Origin of the sequence: Alkalimonas sp. NCh-2, from assembly GCF_039631345.1 — a bacterium.
GTDB classification, from domain to species: Bacteria; Pseudomonadota; Gammaproteobacteria; order Enterobacterales; family Alteromonadaceae; genus Alkalimonas; species Alkalimonas mucilaginosa.
On the sequence record NZ_JBDIUV010000007.1, the window covers coordinates 145,313 to 167,138 of the forward strand.

The 21,826-nt window shown below is 51.8% G+C and carries 16 protein-coding genes and 1 tRNA gene; 6 read left to right on the plus strand and 11 right to left on the minus strand.

The window, feature by feature from the left end; genetic code table 11:
- Nucleotides 1-10: 10 nt before the first annotated feature.
- From ABC502_RS16455 to pepA, 3 genes are read right to left on the minus strand one after another with little or no spacing between them, the layout of a single operon-like run.
- Nucleotides 11-2,866 carry a valine--tRNA ligase gene (locus ABC502_RS16455; protein ID WP_345916674.1) on the minus strand — a complete coding sequence of 952 codons (2,856 nt, stop codon included), beginning with the start codon at nucleotides 2,864-2,866 and terminating at the stop codon, nucleotides 11-13.
- Between the two features lie 15 nt (nucleotides 2,867-2,881).
- Nucleotides 2,882-3,322, minus strand: a complete 441-nt coding sequence (locus ABC502_RS16460; RefSeq protein ID WP_345916675.1) for a DNA polymerase III subunit chi — start codon at nucleotides 3,320-3,322, stop codon at nucleotides 2,882-2,884.
- Entirely contained in the window at nucleotides 3,323-4,828 is a 1,506-nt protein-coding gene (gene pepA, locus ABC502_RS16465; protein ID WP_330129548.1) for a leucyl aminopeptidase, read from the minus strand.
- A 180-nt stretch (nucleotides 4,829-5,008) separates the two neighbouring features.
- On the opposite strand from pepA, the gene lptF reads away from it, so the two are divergent.
- Nucleotides 5,009-6,118 carry an LPS export ABC transporter permease LptF gene (gene lptF / locus ABC502_RS16470; RefSeq protein WP_330087553.1) on the plus strand — a complete coding sequence of 370 codons (1,110 nt, stop codon included), beginning with the start codon at nucleotides 5,009-5,011 and terminating at the stop codon, nucleotides 6,116-6,118.
- Nucleotides 6,115-7,182, plus strand: coding sequence for an LPS export ABC transporter permease LptG (gene lptG, locus ABC502_RS16475; protein ID WP_330087554.1), 1,068 nt, complete (start codon nucleotides 6,115-6,117; stop codon nucleotides 7,180-7,182). The genes lptF and lptG overlap by 4 nt, the downstream gene beginning before the upstream one ends.
- Before the next feature lie 40 nt (nucleotides 7,183-7,222).
- Here the strand turns inward: lptG and ABC502_RS16480 are convergent, their stop codons facing one another.
- Together ABC502_RS16480 and ABC502_RS16485 are read right to left on the minus strand one after the other, a co-directional pair.
- Nucleotides 7,223-7,726: an RDD family protein gene (locus ABC502_RS16480; RefSeq protein WP_345916676.1), complete on the minus strand. Its 504-nt coding sequence runs from the start codon at nucleotides 7,724-7,726 to the stop codon at nucleotides 7,223-7,225.
- Between the two features lie 64 nt (nucleotides 7,727-7,790).
- Nucleotides 7,791-9,083, minus strand: coding sequence for a DUF3422 domain-containing protein (locus tag ABC502_RS16485; RefSeq protein WP_345916677.1), 1,293 nt, complete (start codon nucleotides 9,081-9,083; stop codon nucleotides 7,791-7,793).
- A 368-nt stretch (nucleotides 9,084-9,451) separates the two neighbouring features.
- Between ABC502_RS16485 and ABC502_RS16490 the strand changes: the two genes are divergently transcribed.
- Together ABC502_RS16490 and ABC502_RS16495 are read left to right on the plus strand one after the other, a co-directional pair.
- The gene (locus ABC502_RS16490) at nucleotides 9,452-10,315 is read left to right on the plus strand and encodes an amino acid ABC transporter substrate-binding protein (protein WP_345916678.1); all 864 of its coding nucleotides are present in this window, start codon (nucleotides 9,452-9,454) and stop codon (nucleotides 10,313-10,315) included.
- Nucleotides 10,316-10,435: 120 nt separating this feature from the next.
- Nucleotides 10,436-10,522 (plus strand) — tRNA-Leu (locus ABC502_RS16495).
- 502 nt (nucleotides 10,523-11,024) lie between these two features.
- Here the strand turns inward: ABC502_RS16495 and ABC502_RS16500 are convergent.
- The 5 genes from ABC502_RS16500 to ABC502_RS16520 all read right to left on the minus strand — a co-directional run bounded on the left by ABC502_RS16500 (nucleotide 11,025) and on the right by ABC502_RS16520 (nucleotide 17,038).
- Complete coding sequence (locus ABC502_RS16500) at nucleotides 11,025-11,765, minus strand: thioredoxin domain-containing protein (protein ID WP_345916679.1); 741 nt, start codon at nucleotides 11,763-11,765, stop codon at nucleotides 11,025-11,027.
- Nucleotides 11,766-11,781: 16 nt separating this feature from the next.
- Nucleotides 11,782-12,318, minus strand: a complete 537-nt coding sequence (locus ABC502_RS16505; RefSeq protein WP_345916680.1) for a protein disulfide oxidoreductase — start codon at nucleotides 12,316-12,318, stop codon at nucleotides 11,782-11,784.
- Entirely contained in the window at nucleotides 12,302-14,410 is a 2,109-nt protein-coding gene (locus tag ABC502_RS16510) for a protein-disulfide reductase DsbD domain-containing protein (RefSeq protein ID WP_345916681.1), read from the minus strand. Before ABC502_RS16510 ends, ABC502_RS16505 begins: the two co-directional genes overlap by 17 nt.
- Before the next feature lie 555 nt (nucleotides 14,411-14,965).
- Nucleotides 14,966-15,979, minus strand: coding sequence for an OmpA family protein (locus ABC502_RS16515; RefSeq protein WP_345916682.1), 1,014 nt, complete (start codon nucleotides 15,977-15,979; stop codon nucleotides 14,966-14,968).
- 198 nt (nucleotides 15,980-16,177) lie between these two features.
- Nucleotides 16,178-17,038, minus strand: a complete 861-nt coding sequence (locus ABC502_RS16520; RefSeq protein ID WP_345916683.1) for a sugar phosphate isomerase/epimerase — start codon at nucleotides 17,036-17,038, stop codon at nucleotides 16,178-16,180.
- Between the two features lie 151 nt (nucleotides 17,039-17,189).
- Here ABC502_RS16520 and ABC502_RS16525 point away from each other — a divergent pair, with 151 nt between their 5' ends.
- Together ABC502_RS16525 and ABC502_RS16530 are read left to right on the plus strand one after the other, a co-directional pair.
- Nucleotides 17,190-18,509 carry a PAS domain-containing methyl-accepting chemotaxis protein gene (locus tag ABC502_RS16525; protein WP_345916684.1) on the plus strand — a complete coding sequence of 440 codons (1,320 nt, stop codon included), beginning with the start codon at nucleotides 17,190-17,192 and terminating at the stop codon, nucleotides 18,507-18,509.
- An 85-nt stretch (nucleotides 18,510-18,594) separates the two neighbouring features.
- The gene (locus ABC502_RS16530; RefSeq protein WP_330088579.1) at nucleotides 18,595-19,083 is read left to right on the plus strand and encodes a GNAT family N-acetyltransferase; all 489 of its coding nucleotides are present in this window, start codon (nucleotides 18,595-18,597) and stop codon (nucleotides 19,081-19,083) included.
- A 146-nt stretch (nucleotides 19,084-19,229) separates the two neighbouring features.
- Here the strand turns inward: ABC502_RS16530 and ABC502_RS16535 are convergent, their stop codons facing one another.
- Nucleotides 19,230-21,797, minus strand: a complete 2,568-nt coding sequence (locus tag ABC502_RS16535) for a TonB-dependent receptor (RefSeq protein WP_330088580.1) — start codon at nucleotides 21,795-21,797, stop codon at nucleotides 19,230-19,232.
- Between the last annotated feature and the right edge of the window lie 29 nt (nucleotides 21,798-21,826).

Here is a 21,826-nt window from a genome sequence, read left to right on the forward strand (position 1 = left end):
ATCGGAAGTGTTAAAGAGCAGCGATTTCTTCTATCTGCACTTCAAGCTTGCCAAGGCTGAGTTTCAGCTCGGCCTGTTTGGCTTTCTCTTTTTCCAGCACGGCTTCCGGTGCATTGCTGACAAATTTCTCATTGCCAAGTTTGCCATCCACCCGGGCCAGTTCCTGCTTGGCTTTTTCCAGCAACTTGCCAAGACGCGCCAGTTCGGCGTCTTTGTCAATCAGGCCGGCCATTGGGATCAGCACATCCATGGCACCGACTTGCTGCACGGCACAGGCCGGCGCGGTATCGGTACTGCTAAGCACGGTGATGCTGTCAAGCTTGGCCATCACTTGCAGGAAATTGCGGTTTTGCTCGAGCCGGCGCAGCTCATCGCTGCTGAGCTGACGGAGCAAAATCGACAGCGGCTTGCCCGGGGAGATGTTCATCTCGCCACGAATGGTGCGTACTGCCAGGATCACCTGCTTTAACCACTCCAGATCCTGCAATGCCGTGTCGTTGACGTCATCGGCCTGATACTCGGGGTACGGCTGCAGCATAATGCTGTCGCCCTGCACGCCCGCCAGTGGTGCGACTTGCTGCCAGATGGTTTCGGTCATAAAAGGCATAATAGGGTGCATTAAGCGCAGCAGACTTTCCAGCACCCTGACCAAAGTACGGCGGGTGCCGCGCTGAGCAGCTTCGTCGCCTTGCTGCAGCACCGGCTTGGTCAGCTCCAGGTACCAGTCGCAGAACTGGTTCCAGGTAAATTCGTACAGGGTATGGGCAGCCAAATCAAAGCGGTAGTTGTCCATCGCCTGGCGCACCGCTTTCACTGTATGCTGGTACTGGGTCAGGATCCATTCATCGGCCAGCGACAGCGTCATAGCACCGCCTTGCTGACCACAATCCTGGCCTTCGGTATTCATCAGCACATAGCGGCTGGCATTCCACAGTTTGTTGCAGAAGTTGCGGTAGCCTTCCAGTCGCTTCATATCCCAGTTGATGTCGCGGCCGGTCGAAGCCAGCGCCGCCAGGGTAAAGCGCAGCGCATCAGTGCCACTGGCCTGGATCCCTTCCGGGAACTGGGTCTGGGTTTGCTTGGCGATTTTCTCGGCCAGCTTGGGCTGCATCAGGTTGCTGGTGCGCTTGGCCAGCAGGGCTTGCAGATCAATGCCGTCGATTAAGTCCAGCGGATCGATGACGTTGCCTTTGGACTTGGACATCTTATCGCCGTTCTCATCGCGAATCAGGCCAGTGACGTACACGGTTTTAAAGGGCACCTGCGGCTTGCCGTGCTCGTCTTTCAGCAAGTGCATGGTCATCATAATCATCCGGGCCACCCAGAAGAAGATGATATCAAAGCCGGTCACCAGCACATCGGTCGGGTGAAAACGTGCCAGCTCCGGTGTTTGCTCCGGCCAGCCTAAGGTAGAGAAAGTCCACAGGCCGGAACTGAACCAGGTATCCAGCACGTCTTCGTCCTGGCGCAGTGTCACACTGTCGTCCAGACCATGCTGGCTGCGGACTTCCTGCTCGTTGCGGCCAACATAGACCTTGCCGTTGTCGTCGTACCAGGCCGGAATACGATGGCCCCACCACAGCTGGCGGGAAATGCACCAGTCCTGAATATCACGCATCCAGCTGTAGTACATGTTTTCGTACTGCTTGGGCACAAACTGGATGTCGCCGTTTTCCACCGCTTCGATGGCGGTTTTGGCCAAAGGCGCGGTGCGCACGTACCACTGATCGGTCAGCAGCGGCTCAATCACCACGCCGCTGCGATCGCCATAGGGCAGGGTATTGGTGATGGCTTCGATTTTTTCCAGCAAACCGGCGACGTCGAAGGCGGCGACAATGGCTTTGCGGGCGGCAAAGCGATCCAGCCCCTGGAACTCGGCCGGAATAGCTGCGCTGAGGTCAGCGTTGACTTCGCCATTGCTGTAAAAGCATTCGCCGGCAGCCAGAATGGTGGCCTCTGTGCTTAACACATTGATCATCGGCAACTGATGGCGTTTACCGACTTCGTAATCGTTAAAATCGTGCGCCGGGGTGATTTTGACGCAGCCGCTGCCTTTTTCCATATCGGCGTGGTCATCGGCAATGATCGGAATGCGGCGATTGACCAGCGGCAGCAGCACCTCTTTGCCAATCAGCGCCTGATAACGCGGGTCGTCCGGATTAACCGCTACCGCGGTATCGCCCAACATGGTTTCCGGTCGTGTAGTGGCGACGACCAGATAGTTTTTGCCATCGGCCGTGACAGCGCCATCGGCCAGCGGGTAGCGCAGATGCCAGAACTGGCCTTGCTGGTCTTTGTTTTCCACTTCCAGATCAGAAATGGCGGTGTGCAACTTGGGATCCCAGTTCACCAAACGTTTGCCGCGGTAAATCAGGTCGTCCTGATACAGCCGGACAAAGACTTCCTGCACCGCATTGGACAGGCCCTCATCCATGGTAAAACGCTCGCGCTCCCAATCGACCGAGTTACCAAGCCGGCGCATCTGATCGCTGATGGTACCGCCAGACTCGGCCTTCCATTGCCAGATTTTGTCGATAAAGGCATCACGGCCCAGCGCATGGCGATCGGGCTGGCCTTCGGCGGCCAGTTTGCGCTCCACCACCATCTGAGTGGCGATACCAGCATGATCGGTGCCCACCTGCCACAGGGTGTTTTTGCCCTGCATCCGCTGATAGCGGATCAGGGCATCCATAATGGTGTGCTGGAACGCATGGCCCATATGCAAACTGCCGGTTACGTTCGGCGGTGGGATCATGATGCAGTAGTTATCCTGGCTATCATCGGCCGAGGCTTTGAAGTAGCCTTTGCTTTCCCAGGCCTGGTACATGGCCTGCTCAATTTGACTTGGGTTAAAGGTTTTTTCCATCGGTTTACCTGCAAATCAGCTGGCGGACATCATCTCTGGGGTGATGCCAAGCTGACGATAGTGTTTATAGCGGGTTCTGGCTTCGGCTTTTAACTGCTCATCGGCCGGAACAAATTCAATTACTTGCGCAAAACGCCGGGCAAAGTCCGGTACTTCACGGCTTAAATTAATCAGCAACTGCCGTTGCTGGCGCGGTGGCTGCCAGCTTATTTCAACCGGTGCCCCGCGGGCCGGGCCTTCACCCGGCAGGTTGTGTGGAATAAAGCGCTCTGGCTCAAATTGCCACAGCCATTCATCCAGGGCATGGGCATCCTGCTCGTTAGCAGTCAGGATAAAAACTCGCTGTTGCTGGCGATACGCTTCGGCGCACAGCTGGCAGGCCAGTTGCCAGTGCGCCGGAATATCCGGCTGTGGCGCTGTAGCATCCTCTGCCAGCTGGTAAAAGCGTACTTGCATTTAGTCCTGATCCTGACCACAGCGGTGCAGCAAATACTGGGTGAGCATCGGTACCGGGCGGCCAGTAGAGCCTTTGTCTTTGCCGCCACTGCGCCAGGCGGTGCCGGCAATATCCAGATGCGCCCAGTGGAACTTGCGGGTAAAGCGCGACAGGAAGCAGGCCGCGGTAATGGTACCGGCAGCACGGCCGCCCAGGTTGCTGAAATCGGCGAAAGGACTTTCCAGTTGCTCCTGATAATCATCCCACAGCGGCAAACGCCAGGCGCGGTCACCACTGCTGTCCGAGGCATTCAGTAAATCGTGTGCCAGCGGGTTGTGGTTGCTGAGCAGGCCGGTAGCATGCTTGCCAAGCGCAATAATGCAGGCGCCGGTCAGGGTAGCGACGTCAATCACCACGTCGGGGTCAAAGCGCTCAACATAGGTCAGTGCATCGCACAGCACCAGCCGGCCTTCGGCATCGGTGTTTAGCACTTCGACCGTTTGGCCGGACATGGTGGTCAGAATATCGCCCGGACGGTAAGCGTTGGCATCCGGCATGTTTTCCGCCGCGGCCAACACGCCGATCACATTTAACGGCAGCTCAAGCTCGCACAGCGACTTCATCGCGCCCAGCACCGCCGCAGCACCGCCCATGTCGTATTTCATTTCATCCATGCCATCGCCTGGCTTGATGCTGATGCCGCCGGAGTCAAACGTCAGGCCTTTGCCTACCAGCACAATAGGGGCAGCATTGTCGGCGCCGCCCTGGTAGCGCATCACCGTCATGCGTGGCTCATTGACCGAGCCTTTACCCACCGCCAGATAAGCGTTCATGCCAAGCTCAGACAACTCATTTGGCCCCAGCACTTCGACCTGCAATTTGCTGTGCTGCGTGGCTAACTGCTGGCTTTGCTCGGCCAGGTAGATGGGTGTGCAAATATTGGGCGGCATGTTGCCGACGTCTTTACACAGTTTGGCACCGGCTGCGACCGCCAGACCATGTTCGACGGCTTTTTCACCCAGTGCCAGATCGCGGCGGGTTGGTACATTAAAGACGATTTTGCGCAGTGGACGACGGGTTTCGTCTTTTTTGCTTTTCAGCTGATCGAACACATAGAGCGAGTCCTGGGCGCTTTCCACCGCATGGCGTACTTTCCAGTAAATATCGCGGCCTTTGACATGCAGTTCGGATAAAAAGCACACTGCTTCCATCGAGCCGGTTTCGTTCAGAGTACTGATGGTTTTGGCAATGATTTGCTTGTACTGGCGCTCGTCCAACTCACGCTCTTTGCCACAGCCAACCAGCAACACCCGCTCGCTCAGCACATTGGGTACATGATGCAGCAGCAGCATTTGGCCTGGCTTGCCTTCCAGGTCGCCCCGGCGCAACAAATTGCTGATATAGCCTTCGCTGATCTTATCCAACTGCTCGGCAACGGCAGACAAACGGCGTGGCTCGTAAACGCCAACCACGATGCAGGCACTGCGTTGTTTTTCCGGACTGCCACTTTTTACACTGAACTCCATGCTGACTCCTGGTTCTAACTGGACCGACTCGAAGCTACCGCAGCCGTGAAAAAATGCAGACTGAGTAAGAAAATGCTCGGATTTTACGGCGCTTTCGTCGATAATAATTGCTATAAACACCAAGTTTACTCAAAAACGGCCGAGGTTTCAGCAAAAAGACCGGTTTTCAGGGGGCATTTTTTGATTATTTTTCGTTATCTGATTGGAGAAGTAGCCAAGTCGCAATTGGCCGTGTTTCTGATCCTGATGACCATCATCATGAGTCAGCGTTTTGTCCGTATTCTGGCCGATGCTTCCGAAGGCGATTTGCCGGGGCAGTTGGTGTTGACGATGGTTGGGCTGAAGCTACCGCAATTGGCGCTGATTATTCTGCCACTCAGTGCTTTTTTGGGTATTTTTATTGCGCTTGGCCGTGTCTATGCCGACAGTGAAATGACGGTATTGCATGCGACAGGCCTGAGCGAACGACGCATCAGTGTTTTTGTGCTGAGTTGGTCCTTGCTACTGGCTGGCCTTGCTGCCAGCGTTAGCATGGCGCTTAGCCCCTGGTCCATGGAGCGTGAGTACCAGGTGCTGGAACGGGTAGAAAGCGATGTTGGACTGTATTCCTTAGTGCCGGGCCGTTTTCAGCAAACCTCCAATGAGCGTGCCGTGCTCTTTGTGCATGACATTGCCCGCGGTAGTGGTGAATTATCACGGGTCTTTGTGGCACAAAGCGAAATTCGTGATGGCAAGCCACATCATTCCATTGTGTATGCGCAAAGTGGTGCCGTACAGGAAGATGCCAGTGGTGCCCAAATGCTGGTGCTGGAGCAGGGCCGTCGTTATGCCGGTCAGTTGCAGTCGCCACCTTTTGAAGTGATCGAGTTTGGCCGCTACCAGTTGCAAATCCGTGAGCAGGAAGTCGAGCACCGGCGCCGTAAACTCAGCAGCCTGACCACCCCGCAATTGCTGCAACAACTGGATGATCCCGAGGCCCTGGCTGAGTGGCACTGGCGGCTTGCTATTCCGTTGTCCATTGTGCTGTTGGCACTGATAGCGGTACCGCTTAGCCGGGTGAACCCGCGCCAGGGCAAGTTTGGTAAGTTACTGCCCGCACTTGGGCTTTACCTGGGGTATTACATGCTGCTGATAGTGACTCGTTCGGCACTGGAAAATGGCCAACTGCCAGGTTGGCTTGGTATGTGGTGGATCCATCTGAGTGCTTTATTGATGGGGCTGGCCTTGCTGGCACAGCAGCATCCGCGGGTGCGGCGCTGGCAGCGCCAACTGCGGGGGGCCAGCGCATGATACGTATTCTGGATATTTACCTGGGGAAAACCATTCTGGCTACCACCGCCCTGACGCTGGTGGTGCTGATGATCCTGTCCGGTTTATTCCGTTTTTTGGATCAGTTACGCGCCATTGGCCGGGGTAATTACGATACTCTGCATGCCGTACTGTTTAGTTTGTACAGCATGCCGGGGGATCTGGTGATGTTTTTCCCGATGGCGGCCTTGATCGGCGGCCTGGTTGGCTTAGGGCTTTTGGCCAGCAACAGCGAACTGGTGGTGATGCAGGCAGCCGGCTTATCCCGCTTGAATATCATCAACTCGGTGATGAAAACCGCGGTACTGATGATGCTGGTGGTGATGGCGGTGGCCGAATGGGGCTCTCCGGCGACCGACCGGGCAGCTCGTGAGCTGCGGATTAAAGCCATTTCCGGTGGTAATCTGTTTGCGGTGCAGCAGGGTATTTGGGCCAAAGACGGCGATGATTTTGTCAATATCAAGGAAGTGAAAGACAGCGGTGATCTGGCAGGGGTGGCGATTTATGAGTTTAGCGACGCGCTAAAGCTGGAAGCTATTATTTATGCCGAGTCGGCCAGATTTAAGCAAGATAGCTGGGTACTGCAACAGGTAAGCCGTTTGCATTTTCATGAAGAGCGGATAGAGAGACATCAATGGCAGGAGCAGCGCTGGCGCTCGACCTTAACGCCGGACAAGCTGGGAGTGGTGACCATTAAACCCGAGATGCTGTCGTTACGGGGCTTAAGCGACTACCTCGACTACCTGCGCGCCAATCAGCAGGACACCAGCCGCTATGAGCTGGCCTACTGGCGTAAATTAACGCAACCACTCACCATTATTGCTATGCTGTTGATGGCGTTGTCCTTTATTTTTGGGCCACTGCGTAGCGTGACTATGGCGGCCAGGGGCATCATGGGGGTGCTGACCGGTTTTGCTTTTTACATGAGCAACGAAGTCTTTGGCCCTGTGGCGCTGGTGTATCAGATGCCGCCCTTGCTTGGCGCTGTGTTGCCAAGCCTGTTGTTTATTGTGCTGGCGATTGTGCTGATGCGCAAAAAGGTCTGAGCCACTGCCGTACTGCTGTGGCTCCATCCAATAGCCACTATCAACGTGCTGTTTTGTACAAATTCAGCTGCTTGCTTTGTTCTTTGCTGATCAGCACCATCTGGGTGTTGGTCAGTTGATCCTGCAATGCCAGACCTTGGCCCCAGCGCAGAAATAGCCAAAAGTTTCCCAGGCCACCGAACGCCAGTAAAGCCCGGCAAATTGCTTGCGAAGGCGTCAGTTGCTGGCCATTTTGCTGCAGCAATAATAAGCGCCAGGCTTTCATGCCCAGCGTTTGACCGGCCCGTAGCCAGAAATAGGCGTAAAAGCCGACCCCGGCCGACAATAAGTACAGCAGATAAAGCCAGCGCTGCAGGCCCTGACCAAAAAACGCAGCGGTGTCTTCATAAGCAGATAAATCCAGCAAACCGGCTTTATCCAGCCCAATCACCAGTGCAAAGGCCAGGCCGGCCGCAGCCATAATTACTGCACACAGCACCAGTACATCGTAAATAATGGCGGCTAAACGACGGGCAAAACCAGCCCTGGGCGCTTGTTCAAACATGCACAATCTCAGCAGTTTTCGATGCGCCAGAGTGTAGCATAGCCGCCCTTACTGCGAAATCTGTTCATGGCTGTTGCATCCTTTCAGCGCGCTTTAAGCGCCGGCGAAACGCATACAGCAGCAAGGCCACGCTGCTGATCACCAGCGGCAGGCTCAGACTGTGCCACAGCTCGCTATTTAGCTCCGGCCACCAATACTGCAAGGCACGAATGCCATGCTGGCACAGCTGCATGGCGTAGTAACTGATGGCAACCACCGACAACCCTTCCACCATATGCTGCAGCTTCAGTTGCAGTCGGGCGCGTTGATCCATTGATGCCAGCAACTGCTGGTTTTGCTGTTCCAGTTTCAGACTGATACGGGTGCGCAGCAGCTCGGTGCAGCGCCCCAGCCGGTTGGAGAGGCCTTGCTGGCGAAACAGCACCGACTCGCTGGTACGAAACGCCGGCGTTAGCCTGCGCTCGGTAAAATCCTGCAGCGACAGCAGGCCATCAATCGGCGTTTCATTCAGGCTTTTAATTCTATCCAGTGCCAACTGGTAGTAAGCCGCACTGGCTTGCAGCCGTGAACTGTTCTCGGCAATCAGATGTTCAGTCTGCGCCGCCATCCGGGTGAGTTCTGCCAGCAGCGACTCATCCTGCTCTTCAGCCTGTTCAATGCGTTTGGTGATGTAAGACAGTTGCTGCTCCAGCGTATTCAGTTGCCCAATGGCTTTACGGGCCAATGGCCAGCCCAGCAGGGAGAGCTTGCGGTAATTGCCCAGATCAAACAATTGCTGTACCAGCCGGCCCAGCTGAGCCGGGCTTAAACCACAATCTTGCATCAGCATCCGGCCCGCACCTTCGGCATGCTTTTGAAAGTCGGTCCAGATGCGGGCTTTTTGCTCGGCCAGATAACTGCTGATGCAATGATCCGGATTGAACAGCGCCGCAATGTCCTGCTCTTGGGTGCTGCTGTTACTGTCCAGCACACTCAGCTGTATCACCCGGAATACCTGGCCAGGAAAAGGTTCCAACCAGTCTTTGGCGGGCAGGAAATCCAGTGGATCATCAAAGAACTCAGTGCCACTGCCCGGTTGAATAAAGGTATAGCTGGAGAACTCGCCATGCTTTTCCCAGCGTAAGGTAGCGCCAAATAAGGACAGATTCAGATCGTTGTCACTTTCTTTCAGTTGCGCCCCTTGTTGTGCAGCCAATTGCTGCATCTGCGAAAATTCGGTACTGCGGCTGCTTGGGCTGACCGTCAGTACAAACTGACACAGCCGGCAGGGCGCCTGCAGGGCAGGGAAAGTGCGCTGGCGCAGTTCTTGATCCAGCAAGTCGCGCAGCGGATGGTTGCGTTGTTGGAATCGGCTCATCACTCAGCTCCTTGGGGGTTGCGAACAGACGTGGATAGCGACAGGCAGCAGCTTGTATGCCAGCTGTAAAGTCACGGAGCATATTGCAAGTATAAGGTATTGATTATGCTTGTTTTGTGAATGTAATAAGACGTTTTATAATTCCGCCACAACCAAAGGTATAACTGTGCGAGTGTTTCAGCAGGAGGCAATTTGAGCCGCTTTAGTGCAGTGGCGGTGATAGCCCCCACACCGTTGGGCACTACCAGCAGCCAGATGTTGCCAACTGGGCTATAGTAGAAGCATCGAAGTGATGCGAGCGACCTTATGGGAAAGCGAACAGGTATTGAGCAATCTGCTCCGGGTAAATGTTTAGCCGCAGGTGTATGATGCGGATTATCTGGAGCACTGTGTTGTTTAGTCTGATCTTTCCTTTGCAGGCTATGACCACCATTGTTTACCCGGCAGCAGAAAGCGAGCAGGATATCCGCTTTGCCGATGTGATGGAGATACTGCAGCTAGCACTCGAGCTCACCAAGCCCGAGTATGGGCCTTTTGAACTGCAGCCCTTTCCTGTTCAACTTACCGAAAGTCGTAGCCGGGCGCTGCTTAAGCAAACGCAAGAGCTGGATTTGCTGTGGAGTCCGACCTCCTTACAACTGGAAGACGAACTATTGCCGGTGCGCATTCCATTGCGTAAAGGCCTGCTCAGTTATCGTCTTTGCCTGGTGAACAAACAACAGCAGCAGAGGTTGCAGAGCATAAGTAACCTGGCGGAGTTACGCCAGCTGGTGATCGGGCAGGGTGCTGGCTGGTTGGATACAGAAGTTTACCGTTACAACGGCCTACGCGTAGTGACAGGGCCATACGATGATTTATTCGCCATGCTGGCCCGAGATCGCTTTGATATTTTCCCCAGAGGGCTGGCTGAAGCTTTTGCCGAACTGGAAGTGCGACAGTCAACATTCCCTAACCTGACCATCGATGAAGAGCTCTTGCTGTATTACCCCTGGCCTTATTATTTTTTTGTGCACCCATCCAACCAGGAGCTGGCTGAGCGTCTGGAGCTTGGTATGCGCAGAATGATCGCCAACGGCAGCTTTAATGAAATCTTCTATCGCTACAACCACACAGCTATTGAACGAGCTAATTTGCCGGGCAGGCGTCTGATCCGGTTGGAAAATCCTCATTTGCCAACCAGCGCCCCGGTAGCTGATCCTGAGCTCTGGTTCACCCCAGATACATGGCGATAAGCTGTTCTGAAGCGCAGCGCGCACAAAAGGCGGTGATTTTATCGGCAAACAATGCAGGCGATGGATAAATTGCTTGCGTGTGACAAAAGCCATCGTATAATGACTGCGTTTTCCCCCAGTGCCTGGGTGGCGAAATTGGTAGACGCAGTGGATTCAAAATCCACCGTTGGCGACAACGTGTCGGTTCGAGTCCGACCCTAGGCACCAATCACTTCAAAGCTTGTTTCTATTTTATCGTTTTCGTTTCAATACTAAACAATTTGCTTTTGTGCGAATACCATTCCCTGCGACACAACTAACCACAGTTACAACAACTGGAAGGCTCACTGTCTTTTGTCGCCGAAGCCGAGTTCGCCATACTCATAACAACTTTCTACTTTTGATGTCAGTTATTTTCAGGGATGATTACCCAGTTATACAATTTTCATATGTACGTGATTGTTTCAGCTGGGTCTTTTATTTCTGCGCATTCAAACAGAGTTGTATTGGCTTCTGCAGTTCAACTAAGTTCTGTCAGTTGAGGATTAAATATCCTTAATTTCGTCAAGATACTGAGCAAAGATTGCTTTGAATACGGATGCTTTGGCCCTTTGAAATCAGAGCACTAACGTGCTCTGATTTCAACCAGTTCAACGCGCCGGTTCAAGCTGCGGCCAGCTTCATTCCTGTTGCTGGCAGTTGGTGTCATTATGTCAGCCTTTCTTGAGTATTACCTCAACGTAAACTCATGTTCTGCAACCTCAAGTAGTTTTGGGTAAGGTACAAAGCCCGGTATAACTTGTTCACCGATCATAATCGCAGGGGTCCCACGGAGCCCAAAGCCAGTAAAAACAGCCATGTTGCGCTCTACAATTTGCTGGCTTTCTGCTGAGGCAGTTAACCATGCATCATTGCCAGTACTGGTAATTATGTGTCTTAAAGATTCTGCTGTATGAAGCCCTGATTTTTTCATTAACAATTGATGTGCTTGTCCAAATTGCGTTTTGTCGCTGAGCCATAAATCCAGCGCTAATAAAGCCGAGCTGGTTCTTGCACCTGCAGGCTTCTGTTGGCGTAATGGAACCAGGATATTAATGACCTGTATTGTCGGATGTTTTTCAATTAACTTTTCCAGCTCTGGTTCCAGTCGCTTACAAAAGGGGCAATCATAGTCGGTAAATACAATAATTTGATGGGCAGCGTTTGCATCCCCTGTCACTGGATGAACGGAGTTATTGAAAAGCCAGTCCTGATTTTCAGCTAAAAATGCGTTTTTTTCTGTTCTCTGTACCAGATAATTATTCAGTCCCTGATGCATGCTGTTTATCAGCATCGGGTTGGCGCTTAGCATGGTATTAATCTCACTAAGTTCGCGTTGCTGTTGCACAGTTAAGCTTTGAGCCTGAAGTGGTGAAGCGATGCTAAGTTGCAAGCCACCTATGGTGCACAGCGTCAATAAAAAATTTTTCATAGAGACAGACCTTATGTTAGTTAAAATGTTTGTAAAACCAGATGCGGGCCTTTAAGCCCAGAGACGTCGTAACCCCGGATGTGACCCAGACAATCTGACCATTGACTACCAACGCAATGGTTGGTGTTACACCCACTTGCCACTGTTCAGTAAGCAGACCATCCTGGTCGTTTATCACCGGGAAGTGGTAATCTTTAGCTGTCATATAGTGGTGTAGTTTCTTGTTATCACCTGAGCGCAGGGCGATACTAACCACTGGATAGTTATCGTTAAAGCCGTCAATGACTGGTGAAGTCAACTGACAAACCGGACACCAGGTGGCCCAGAAATAAACCAACACAGGTCCTTCGTAGCTAAGGCTCTGCACATTATGTCCCTTGCCCTGAATATCCATAAGTAGCTGTTGTACCGGTAACGATTCAGGGACCAGCCGATTGCGGTACAAATCCAGTGCCAGCACCAGCGCGAATAACAACACACTATAAAGACAAAACCCAATCAGGCGGCGTAGCCAGCGGTTTGTCGGGCTGTTTTGGTTATTTGGCTTGGTCATGGGCTTGCTCCAATGCTTGAATGACCACGTCAGTGGTTAAAAGGGTAGGTAAGGCAATACCTTCAGGCGCACCAGGGCCATACACTTTATTAAAGGGAACGCCGAAGGTGTTGTTACTTTGTAGATAATGGCTGATAGCTGGGTTGCGAACTGTCCAGTCACCGCGTATCCGAACGATACCCGGCTCTGCCAGCGCGCTGTGCACGGGTTGTTGTAGCAAGACGCCAATTTTGTTTGCTTTACAGGTAATGCACCAATCTGCAGTGATATCAACAAACACCACGTTACCAGCAGTGACAGCAGTATGAATATACTCGTCAGACAGAGGCTCCCAGTCATGATCAGCTGGTAATACCTGCTGCCAACTTTCCGTAGTAAGCAGGAGTACGATACCTGATGCTGCTCCTAGTAATGCAAGTGCGCTAAACAGGTAGATAATGATTTTTAGTCCATAGGTTCTTCCTAGTATAAACAAGGTAACCACACCTAAGGTGACCACTAGTAGCGTAAAGGTTGTGGTGCTAATAAAAGGCGTTAGTAAGCTAAGTAACCATAAGCTGGTTGCAAACATCATGACCGCGAAAAACGGCTTTACCCACAGCATCCAGCGACCCGGTTTAGGGAGCCATGCGGCTAATTGTGGCAAAGCAGCGAGTAGTAACCAGGGTAACGCCATGCCTATTCCCAGCGCGGTAAATATAAGTACTATGGTGATAATGTCCGCTGAAAGTGCAAAAGCAACTGCTGTACCCAAAAAGGGCGCGGTGCAGGGTGTGGCTAATAATGTGGCCAACATGCCCTGCAAAAAGTGACCGGCGTAGCTATTGTTGCCTTTTGTTGCTGCCCAGCTACCTAAAGAGCCCGGTAAACGAACCTCAAAAGCGCCTGCCAGATTTAAAGTAAATAACCAGGTGACACCTACCATCCCGGCAATAAAGTAAGGGTTTTGGAATTGAATACCCCAGCCGATGCTTTCACCCGACCATTTCAGCAAGCTAAGTGCCAGGGCTAAAAGCCAGAACGAGGTGACAATACCCATTGCGGAAGCCAGAAACTGCTTTCTGATAGTGCTACTTTGTGTCGGTTTGTTCAGCAGCAAACTCTGCAGTTTTATCCCAAGTACTGGTAATACACAGGGCATGATATTCAGGACCAAGCCACCAGCAAGGGCTAATAGTACAACCAAGAGCAGTGATCGTTGACTATCCAGAGGTGCAGACGTTACCGCGGTTAAGGTAATCGGATACTCAGCAGCGAATGCTTTGTCGGTGACTGTGACATAAAGCGTTTTGTCCGTCAGATCGGGCAAACTCAACCAGTGGCTGGCACTCACAACTACACTGAGCTCTCTGCCTGATATGTTGGCAGGTGCAACCTCGTACACTACTTCAGACAACTCATCTTCATTGCTATGAATAAACAATTCAGGGGTTGTCCAGCCATGCTCTCGTGCCAGCTGCATGTAGATTTGTCCTGGCTTGTCGGTGATGCCAGCTTGCTTAATGTGCACATCCGCAAGTGGTTGCGGTACCTGACTCATTGCCTGGTTAAACAGGAACATCTGCTCTTCATCAGCTTGCAGCGAAGCTAAATCTACCGGAATCTCCAGTTCAAAGTCTGTTAATACACAGATTGTGGTGCAGCTTGGCATGGTGAGAACGCCTTGCAAAACGGCTGAGGTTGCACCGGGCGTGACTTCCAGTTTCAGCGGAAAAGTAACGCTTTGCTGATACCCCTGAGTGGCAAAACCCTGAACAAAATAACGTGATGGTGCCGGCCAGAACCAATGAATGTCGGCCAGGTTTTTTGAGTCCGACCATTGAAACGAAGGTGGAATACCACCTTCACCAGGCGCCTGCCAATAGGTTTTCCAGTCGTCATCCAACGCGACCTGCAAGAGTGCAGGTAAGACAGCAGAGGATGCATCATAGTCGCCGGTTAGCGTTAATTTTACTGATAAATGAGGTGCTTCAGCTGTTGTTAGCCACCCTGTGCTGGGAGGTTTAGTCAGAGCGCTCGCGCTATAGAATATGCTGCCAATAAGCCCAAACAACACCCATGGCTTACGCCAGAGCGGATAAAGGTGATACATGTGATTTTCTCCTGAAAAAAGATAAAAGCGTGGTTTTTAAGCCAGCTATCTATTCCAGGAAGCAACAAAATACGGAGTGCGTGCGTCGTTTCGGACGCCAGAATGGTTTAAGTCTGCGCGGCTTTTGGGGGCGGAATACACCAGCAAACAGCAATAACACAATAAAAAGGATGGCGACAAAATCAGACAAGTCCTGTTGAGCCTGAGTGGGTAGATAGGAGGTTTTGTCACAGCCTTCAGTGTTGACTGAGTACTTCCCATCGCTCTGCGAAGCAATGGTGCTTTTTTGCGTGTCAGCCAAAGCCTGTGAATCAGCTGTATAAGTTGCCGACGCAGTTGTACTCAGATTAAGGAGGTTTTGCCAGATTTTTGCACTGCTACCCCAGCATGTGACGAAAACACACAATAGCAGCGCACAAAAGATGCGACTGTTATGAAGTTTTCGGTGTATCTGAGAGAGCATAGCGTCATGTCATTCGTTCAATTACTAACAAGCCTAACAGAACCATAAGGTGATTAGAATAGATATCGACCTTTTAGAATATTTTAAGAGCACTAACGTGCTCTGATTTCAACCAGTTCAACGCGCCGGTTCAAGCTGCGGCCAGCTTCGTTCCGGTTGCTGGCAATTGGCGCCATCATGCCAGCCCCGGAGGCTTGTAACCGGGCCGAGTCGACGTTATGCCGTTGTTGTAAGTAGCTGACCACTGCGGTTGCACGTTGTAGTGAAAGCCTGAGGTTGTAGTCAAAGTCACCAACATCATCAGTATGGCCAACCACCAGCAGCCTCAACTCAGGTTGTTCCTGCAGCAAGGTAGCGATGGTGCTCAGGCTATCGGCAGATTCTGGCAAAATCTCATCGCTGTCAAATGCAAAGAGTATATCCTGGATGGCAACGCGGCCACTTTCTATCAGACTGTCTGCCATTTCGTTCGATGTCAGTGGCCGGTGCTCCATACTGACATCCATGGCTTCTTCAGTCACTACATTCACAGTCACGCCAGTACCTCGGGGGTTGTTACCGGCAAACAGGTAAGTTGAAACACTGACCGTAAGTGCTTCAGCTGGCTTTTGCGCCAAAATGTAATAGACATGATCCCGAACCTGAATCGGGCCATTGGCAGCGAGGTGCCGGTGTTGAGTCAGGAAGTTAGCACTGCGTCCGGCGCTTACCAGCTCATCACCCTCACCACGAAACAAGATGTCAAAACCCTGCTCTTCTAATGTATGAAGATAACTGCGATGGACCCGCAAAGGGCTGATATCAGGATCTGTAAACTCGTAGATCATTCTCAGATGCTCGCCTTCTACGGTCAAATCTGCAGAGTAGGCTCTGGTTCTTAAGTCCAGCGTTCCTGCCGGTAGCATGATTTGTGCAAAGTCGTCTCTTTCAAAAGTACGAATAAATGATCCCGCGACTCGTTTCACCGCGGGATGATCACCAGCGCCGTCGACGTCCTGGCGCTTATCGGCCTTAGCGCCATAACTGAATAGGAGTAGTCCGGTCAGCGCAATAATTAAAGGTAAAAGTAAAGGGCGTTTTGAATAGGAGTATCTAAATGACATCATGCAATCTTCCTTGGTTTGGTCATTATTGCTGAATTATCTAATACAGCTGTATAAATAATAAGCATACACACTATCGTCGCTGGTATCAAAGGCAAGGGGATGCAAAGCTGATCAATACGCCCGTGTATCATCCATGCCCGATAACACGGTACCGGAACTTCGAGACTGCATTGTTGTAACTGCACGTTGCAGTAACACTCACAACAGGATCTTGTGAAAGCCTTTTAGCCCCTGCTCCAGGGTCGTTTGCAGGTCGTCGGTGTGATCTCTTTCAACAAAAGCATGCTGCAAACCCGCCAGGCTGCTTTGTGCTGCAATGGGGGCAAAATCAATGATGCCTTGGCCGAGGTCTGCAAAGCCACCATCGGCAGCCATATCTTTCAAGTGCCAGAGCGGGAAGCGGCCGGGATGCTGCCGGAAGAGGGATGGCATATCGACCTGCATTTTGGCGGCCCAGTAAATATCCAGTTCCATTTTAAGGCTGTCTGCACTGGTTTGCTGCAGCAATACCTCATAAGGTGTGGTGCCGTTGGTTGGTACAAATTCAAAGTCATGATTGTGGTAGGCAAGTTGTACCCCTGCTGCCTGAAACTGTTCACCAATCCGGTTTAACTGCTCTGCCAGGGACAGGTAGCTGCTTAGCCCATCGGCACGCTCATGATCGTGCAGGTAGGCAAGCACCACGTAGCTATGCCCTAAGGTCAGTGCTTCTTCCAAAATTTTGCTGGGTGAACTTAGTAAGGGCTGCAACTGGGTATGCCCGGCTGGTGCACGGAGCTTAAAGTCTGTTAACCATGTGGCGAGGGTGCTGGCGGGGTGATCGAACAGGCCGGCAAACTCTACCTCTTGGTAACCAAGGTTGGCAATCAGCTGTAAGGTGCTGCGTGCATCTTGCTGCATCAGCTCCCGGACGGTATATAACTGCAAACCGGGTCGAAAGCGCTGGCCAGCAAATGCCAGGCCAGGCAGCATGGTGGTGCTGACGATTAAACCTGAGCCCGCCACTAGTTTTAAAAAGTGGCGACGAGCCGCATTTTGGGGCGCAGTTGCTTTAGGCATGTGCTGCTCCTATGTCGAATACAGACCGTGCTGAGCGGTGTCGTTATTGGCAATGTTTTACGCTTTGCTCAACAGCTTTAAACTCCTTGACTAATGTAGCGGCTTTTACCATGCTGAGCGAATAATTAATTTTTCGAAGGCATGGATAACGATGTTTGGTGTAAAAAAATTACGCTTGGAAAATGAGTCGTTGCAGCAAGAAATTGCTTCATTAAAGCAAATCAGCGTCGCTGTCAGTGCCGAGATGTTGCGGTTGGATTTAACCAGCAATGGTCAGGTTGTATCCGTAAATCAAAACTTTGAGCAGGAGATTGGCCTTTCAGGTACGCAAGTACAAGGAAAGCCTATGAAAGAACTGGTCCCTGCAGCGCTTCGTAGCACGGATCATTACAAGAAACTGGTCGCGGCACTCAGTGAAGGCAAAGTCTGGATCGGTGCCTGGCAAATTGCAAATGCCAATGGTCAGCAATTTTGGTTGCGTGCTGCTGTCTGCCCGGTAAGGAACCTGGATGACAAGCTGGAGCGTTTTGAAGTTTATGCAACGAATTTGACCCGAACCATTGAAGCATCGCATCAGTTTGAAAGTGTGATAAAAGCGATGCTGCGCTCGACCGCCATGATTGAGTTTGATATGGATGGCCATGTGTTAACTGCCAACGACTTGTTCTTAAATGCTATGGGGTATCGGTTGGAAGACATTAAAGGCAAGCATCACCGGATGTTTTGTGCGCCTGAAATATACAATCACAAAGATTATCAACAGTTCTGGCAACGTTTACGCAGTGGTCAGTTTTTTTCAGAGCGTTACGCTCGTGTTGACAGTGCTGGCAGAGAAGTGTGGCTGCAAGCCTCTTACAACCCGATCAAAAATGTCCAGGGTGAGTACCACAAGGTGGTTAAGTTTGCCACTTTGATTACGGATGAAGTCGAGCAAGAGCGTGACGTGACCGCCACCGCAAAGGTTGCGTTTGACAGCTCCAGGCAAACGGATAGCAGCACTCAGGAAGGGATCAGGGTGGTGAGTGAGACCGCTGCGATGCTGCAACAGCTTGAAGTGGAGATGGGGAAAGCTGCTGACATTATTCATGGCCTGGATAAGCAATCTGAAGTGATTGGGACCATTATTCAAAGCATTAGTAGCATTGCGGATCAAACCAACTTGCTGGCACTGAATGCTGCTATTGAGGCTGCCAGAGCCGGTGAGCAAGGACGGGGGTTTGCCGTGGTCGCGGATGAAGTTCGGCAACTGGCCTCCCGCACCAGCGCAGCCACGGTCGAAATTGTGGATGTAGTCGGCAAAAACCAGCAGTTGGCTGCAAGTGCGGTCGAGTTAATACAAGGCAGCCAGGCACAAACCCAGGAAGTGACTGAGCTGGTCAACCAGGCAAGAGCCGTGATTGACCAAATACAAAGCAACGCACAAAACGTGGTAGATGCAGTAACGAAGCTTTCCCAAAGATTACAGCACTAGGTTGAACTAGTCGGGGTCTTTAGAAAGGCCTCGACTTGCCTAAACGGTATAATCGGCTGTGATTATTGGATTGGAAACCTCAAACATGAACATTCGTTTTGCTACCCATGACGACTTCGAACAGATTTGGCCAATTTTTCATGCCATTGCGGCAGCAGGCGAAACCTATGCCTTTGCCAGAGACATCAGTAAAGAGGAAGCCAGGCAGCTGTGGCTGCTAACGCCACGGCAAACCTTTGTGGCGGAAGAGGGGGGCCAAATCCTGGGCACTTACTATTTGAAAACCAACCAGGCTGGGCCTGGCAGCCATGTCTGCAATTGTGGTTACATGGTGGCAGAAACTGCCAGGGGGCGAGGGTTGGCAAGTGCCATGTGTTTGCACTCACAGCAGGTAGCCAAAGAGTTGGGCTATCTGGCGATGCAGTTCAATTTTGTAGCATCGAGCAATCAAGGTGCGATACGACTTTGGCAGAAGCTGGGCTTTGCCGTTGTTGGTACATTGCCCCGCGCATTCAACCATCCTGAGCTTGGCTTTATTGATGCGCTGGTCATGTATAAATGGTTGGCAGATTAAGCCTGTACGTCTGGCTGTAGCCTGGTATTTCTGTTCGAGCTGAGCGGGCTCACAACAGATTCATCACCGCGACTGAGGGCAGCACTGTCTATGCACTATGCAGCCACACGCAAAACTGCCTGGCAGCTTTACGTGTGGCCTGATGCTTAAAACCTGGCACTGACACCGGCAAAGATGCGACGGCCAAAGTGGTTAATCCGGAATGGGGCGCCGTCATCGCCAACTTCCGCTTTTGCTTTGGCGTCACCTAAATTGACCACCTGCAGCATGGCCGTAAAGTTTTCATTGATCCGGTAGGAGATATTGGTATCAATCTGGCCGTAACCACTTTGATACCAACGATGCTCACCTATGATACCGGCGTAGTAACGGTCGCGGTAATTGTAGGAGATCCGGGCCGACCAATCGCCTTCATCGTAATAAACCGTTGCGTTGTAGGTATGGCGCGAGTTGTTGGGAAGCTCTTTGCCTTCTTCATTCATTTTGGCATCGGCATAGGTGTAGTTGGCCAGGGCACCAAAGCCGTTGCCAAAATTATGCTGCAGGTTTAACTCGATGCCCTGATTCACCCCTCCTTCGGTATTCACCGGCGTGCGCAGGTTGTACTCATCCAGATTGTTGTTCTCATCGGGTAGCATCACCGGGAAGTACTGCTCGTCGATGTAGGAGCTGATATCCTTGTAGAAATAGGCAACAGATACAATGGATGCACTGGTGAAGTAATATTCAGCCGATAGATCGTACTGATTGGCCCGATACGGATCCAGGTGCGGATTGCCCTGGAAGCCCGGGTTGGGTGGATTGTGGAATGCAGTCTTACGGTAACCACGACGGCTGGTGAGTAAGTCGTAGTCTGGCCGGGAGATAACTTTGGCAGCAGCAAAGCGCAGGATGATATCTTCCTCCAGGCTGTAACTCAGGTTCAGGCTTGGCAAGATATCGTCGTAGCTGCGTTCCACCACCACGGGAGTCCAGACCCAGGATTCCGGAGCCCAGGGGAATTGCATCCAAAAATCATAGCCTTCACTGGTTTGCTCGGTGCGGGCATAGCGCACACCGATGTTACCGCGCAGCTTATCGATAGCAAAATTACCCTGCAGGTAGGCATTGCCAATATTTTCAGTCAGGTCAAAGGCATATTCCATATGATCGTACTCACGCAGTGGCGTGGTATCCGCCGTCCATTGCTGCCAGGCGGCGTGATTAAATTGATAGAGTGCATGCTGCTCTGTGCCCCGGGCAAAAAAGTCCTGAATTAAGCTGCCATCGGTAAACTGGCTTAAGCGGGCTGCGCCAAGATCATCCGGGTGCCAGACCACTTTAAACAAACCTGAGGTTTTGTTGTGGGCGCGGTATTTTACCCCTGCATCAATGGAGGTAAACCAGCCGCCACTCAGTTGGTAATTCAAATCGGCCTGGAAGTAGCTTTCTTTCTGGGTGTTGGAAATTAGATTACGGTGGGTATAGAGGCCATTGTAATCGGCCGGCATTAAGCTATCGTCAAAGCGATAGGAAACATCGCCACCGGCAATGCTAAAGTCTGCAGCAGCGGCGGCCTGAAACTCTACCTGATCATCTTTGATATCCCCTTTGGCGCGGGTAAAACCAAACTGGAAGGATAAGGTGTAGTTGTCCGCCGAGTACTCTGCTTGTAAATCATGCACCCTGGTTTCATAGCCCCCTAAATGATAATTGGCTGTGTACAACGCCTCTTTCTCCCAATTGACATCATTGTCATTTGGCAACACCCGGCCATCGGTAATCAGGTTGCCAACTGCGTTGCTAAACTGGATATCATTGGGGCTGCCAATTAAGTAGGCACCATTGGCAACCGAATAGTTCTCTTGATCAACTTTGGAATATAAATTGTTGAATGTAAACGACCAGGCAGCGGTTGGCGCGTATTGGAATGCCGCTGTCAGGGTGGTGAGATCGCGGGCTGATTCATAGCGCGATGCCCGGGCTTCGGCTGGAGCAAAATAGGTCATCTCATCGCGCACAACACGGCTTAAACCACCGGTGAATTTGCTGTCGCGCTGAATGTTGTTTTCTTTATAAACGGCACTGACATTAAAGCCGAAGTCTTCGTTATCGTTTTTCCAGGAATAAAAGCCAGAAAGCAGTGGACTGGTCTTGTTGCTGCTATCCTGATAGGCCATCCGGGCCGATAAAGCTAAAAAGTTACTCTCTAACTCCAGTGGATTGCGGGTACGGACAATGACAGTGCCTCCAAGTGAGCCTTCATCAATTTTAGCCTGGGCTGATTTATGCACCTCCAGCGTTTGAATCACTTCGGCCGGAAGCAAGGAGTAATTAAAGCCGCGTGATGGCGTCAGGATAGAGGTTGAAGCCGTTGCCGAAGCGACATTCTGACCATTCAGTAATGTCAGGTTCAAATGGGGGGCGGTGCCTCGAATGCTGACCCGGTCGCTTTCACCGTCGCTTTTTTCCACCTGAACACCGCTGATGCGGGCCAGTGAGTCTGCCACGGTTTGATCCGGGAACTTGCCTACATCTTCTGCCGTGACTGCATCGACAATAACGTCTGAGAATCGCTTGATATTGAGGTTACGCTCTTGCGAGGCGGCAAAGCCTCTGACCTGTATCCGTTCAACCCCGTCTTCTTCTGCCGTATCAGCTGTTGCCAGGCTTGAGCAGGCTAACAGCACAGACGCACTAACTATGGAAACCCTGAATCCTGTTGATGTATGCATGTTGTCTCCCCGTGTTTGCTCTTTGTGTT

Coding starts and splice junctions, on each gene's coding strand:
- lptG (WP_330087554.1), top strand. CDS start 6,115: ATGATACGTATTCTGGATATTTACCTGGGGAAAACCATTCTGGCTACC.
- ABC502_RS16500 (WP_345916679.1), bottom strand. CDS start 11,765: ATGAAAAATTTTTTATTGACGCTGTGCACCATAGGTGGCTTGCAACTT.
- ABC502_RS16485 (WP_345916677.1), bottom strand. CDS start 9,083: ATGAGCCGATTCCAACAACGCAACCATCCGCTGCGCGACTTGCTGGAT.
- pepA (WP_330129548.1), bottom strand. CDS start 4,828: ATGGAGTTCAGTGTAAAAAGTGGCAGTCCGGAAAAACAACGCAGTGCC.
- ABC502_RS16505 (WP_345916680.1), bottom strand. CDS start 12,318: ATGACCAAGCCAAATAACCAAAACAGCCCGACAAACCGCTGGCTACGC.
- ABC502_RS16510 (WP_345916681.1), bottom strand. CDS start 14,410: ATGTATCACCTTTATCCGCTCTGGCGTAAGCCATGGGTGTTGTTTGGG.
- ABC502_RS16525 (WP_345916684.1), top strand. CDS start 17,190: ATGTTTGGTGTAAAAAAATTACGCTTGGAAAATGAGTCGTTGCAGCAA.
- ABC502_RS16520 (WP_345916683.1), bottom strand. CDS start 17,038: ATGCCTAAAGCAACTGCGCCCCAAAATGCGGCTCGTCGCCACTTTTTA.
- ABC502_RS16535 (WP_330088580.1), bottom strand. CDS start 21,797: ATGCATACATCAACAGGATTCAGGGTTTCCATAGTTAGTGCGTCTGTG.
- ABC502_RS16460 (WP_345916675.1), bottom strand. CDS start 3,322: ATGCAAGTACGCTTTTACCAGCTGGCAGAGGATGCTACAGCGCCACAG.
- ABC502_RS16490 (WP_345916678.1), top strand. CDS start 9,452: ATGCGGATTATCTGGAGCACTGTGTTGTTTAGTCTGATCTTTCCTTTG.
- ABC502_RS16455 (WP_345916674.1), bottom strand. CDS start 2,866: ATGGAAAAAACCTTTAACCCAAGTCAAATTGAGCAGGCCATGTACCAG.
- ABC502_RS16480 (WP_345916676.1), bottom strand. CDS start 7,726: ATGTTTGAACAAGCGCCCAGGGCTGGTTTTGCCCGTCGTTTAGCCGCC.
- ABC502_RS16530 (WP_330088579.1), top strand. CDS start 18,595: ATGAACATTCGTTTTGCTACCCATGACGACTTCGAACAGATTTGGCCA.
- ABC502_RS16515 (WP_345916682.1), bottom strand. CDS start 15,979: ATGATGTCATTTAGATACTCCTATTCAAAACGCCCTTTACTTTTACCT.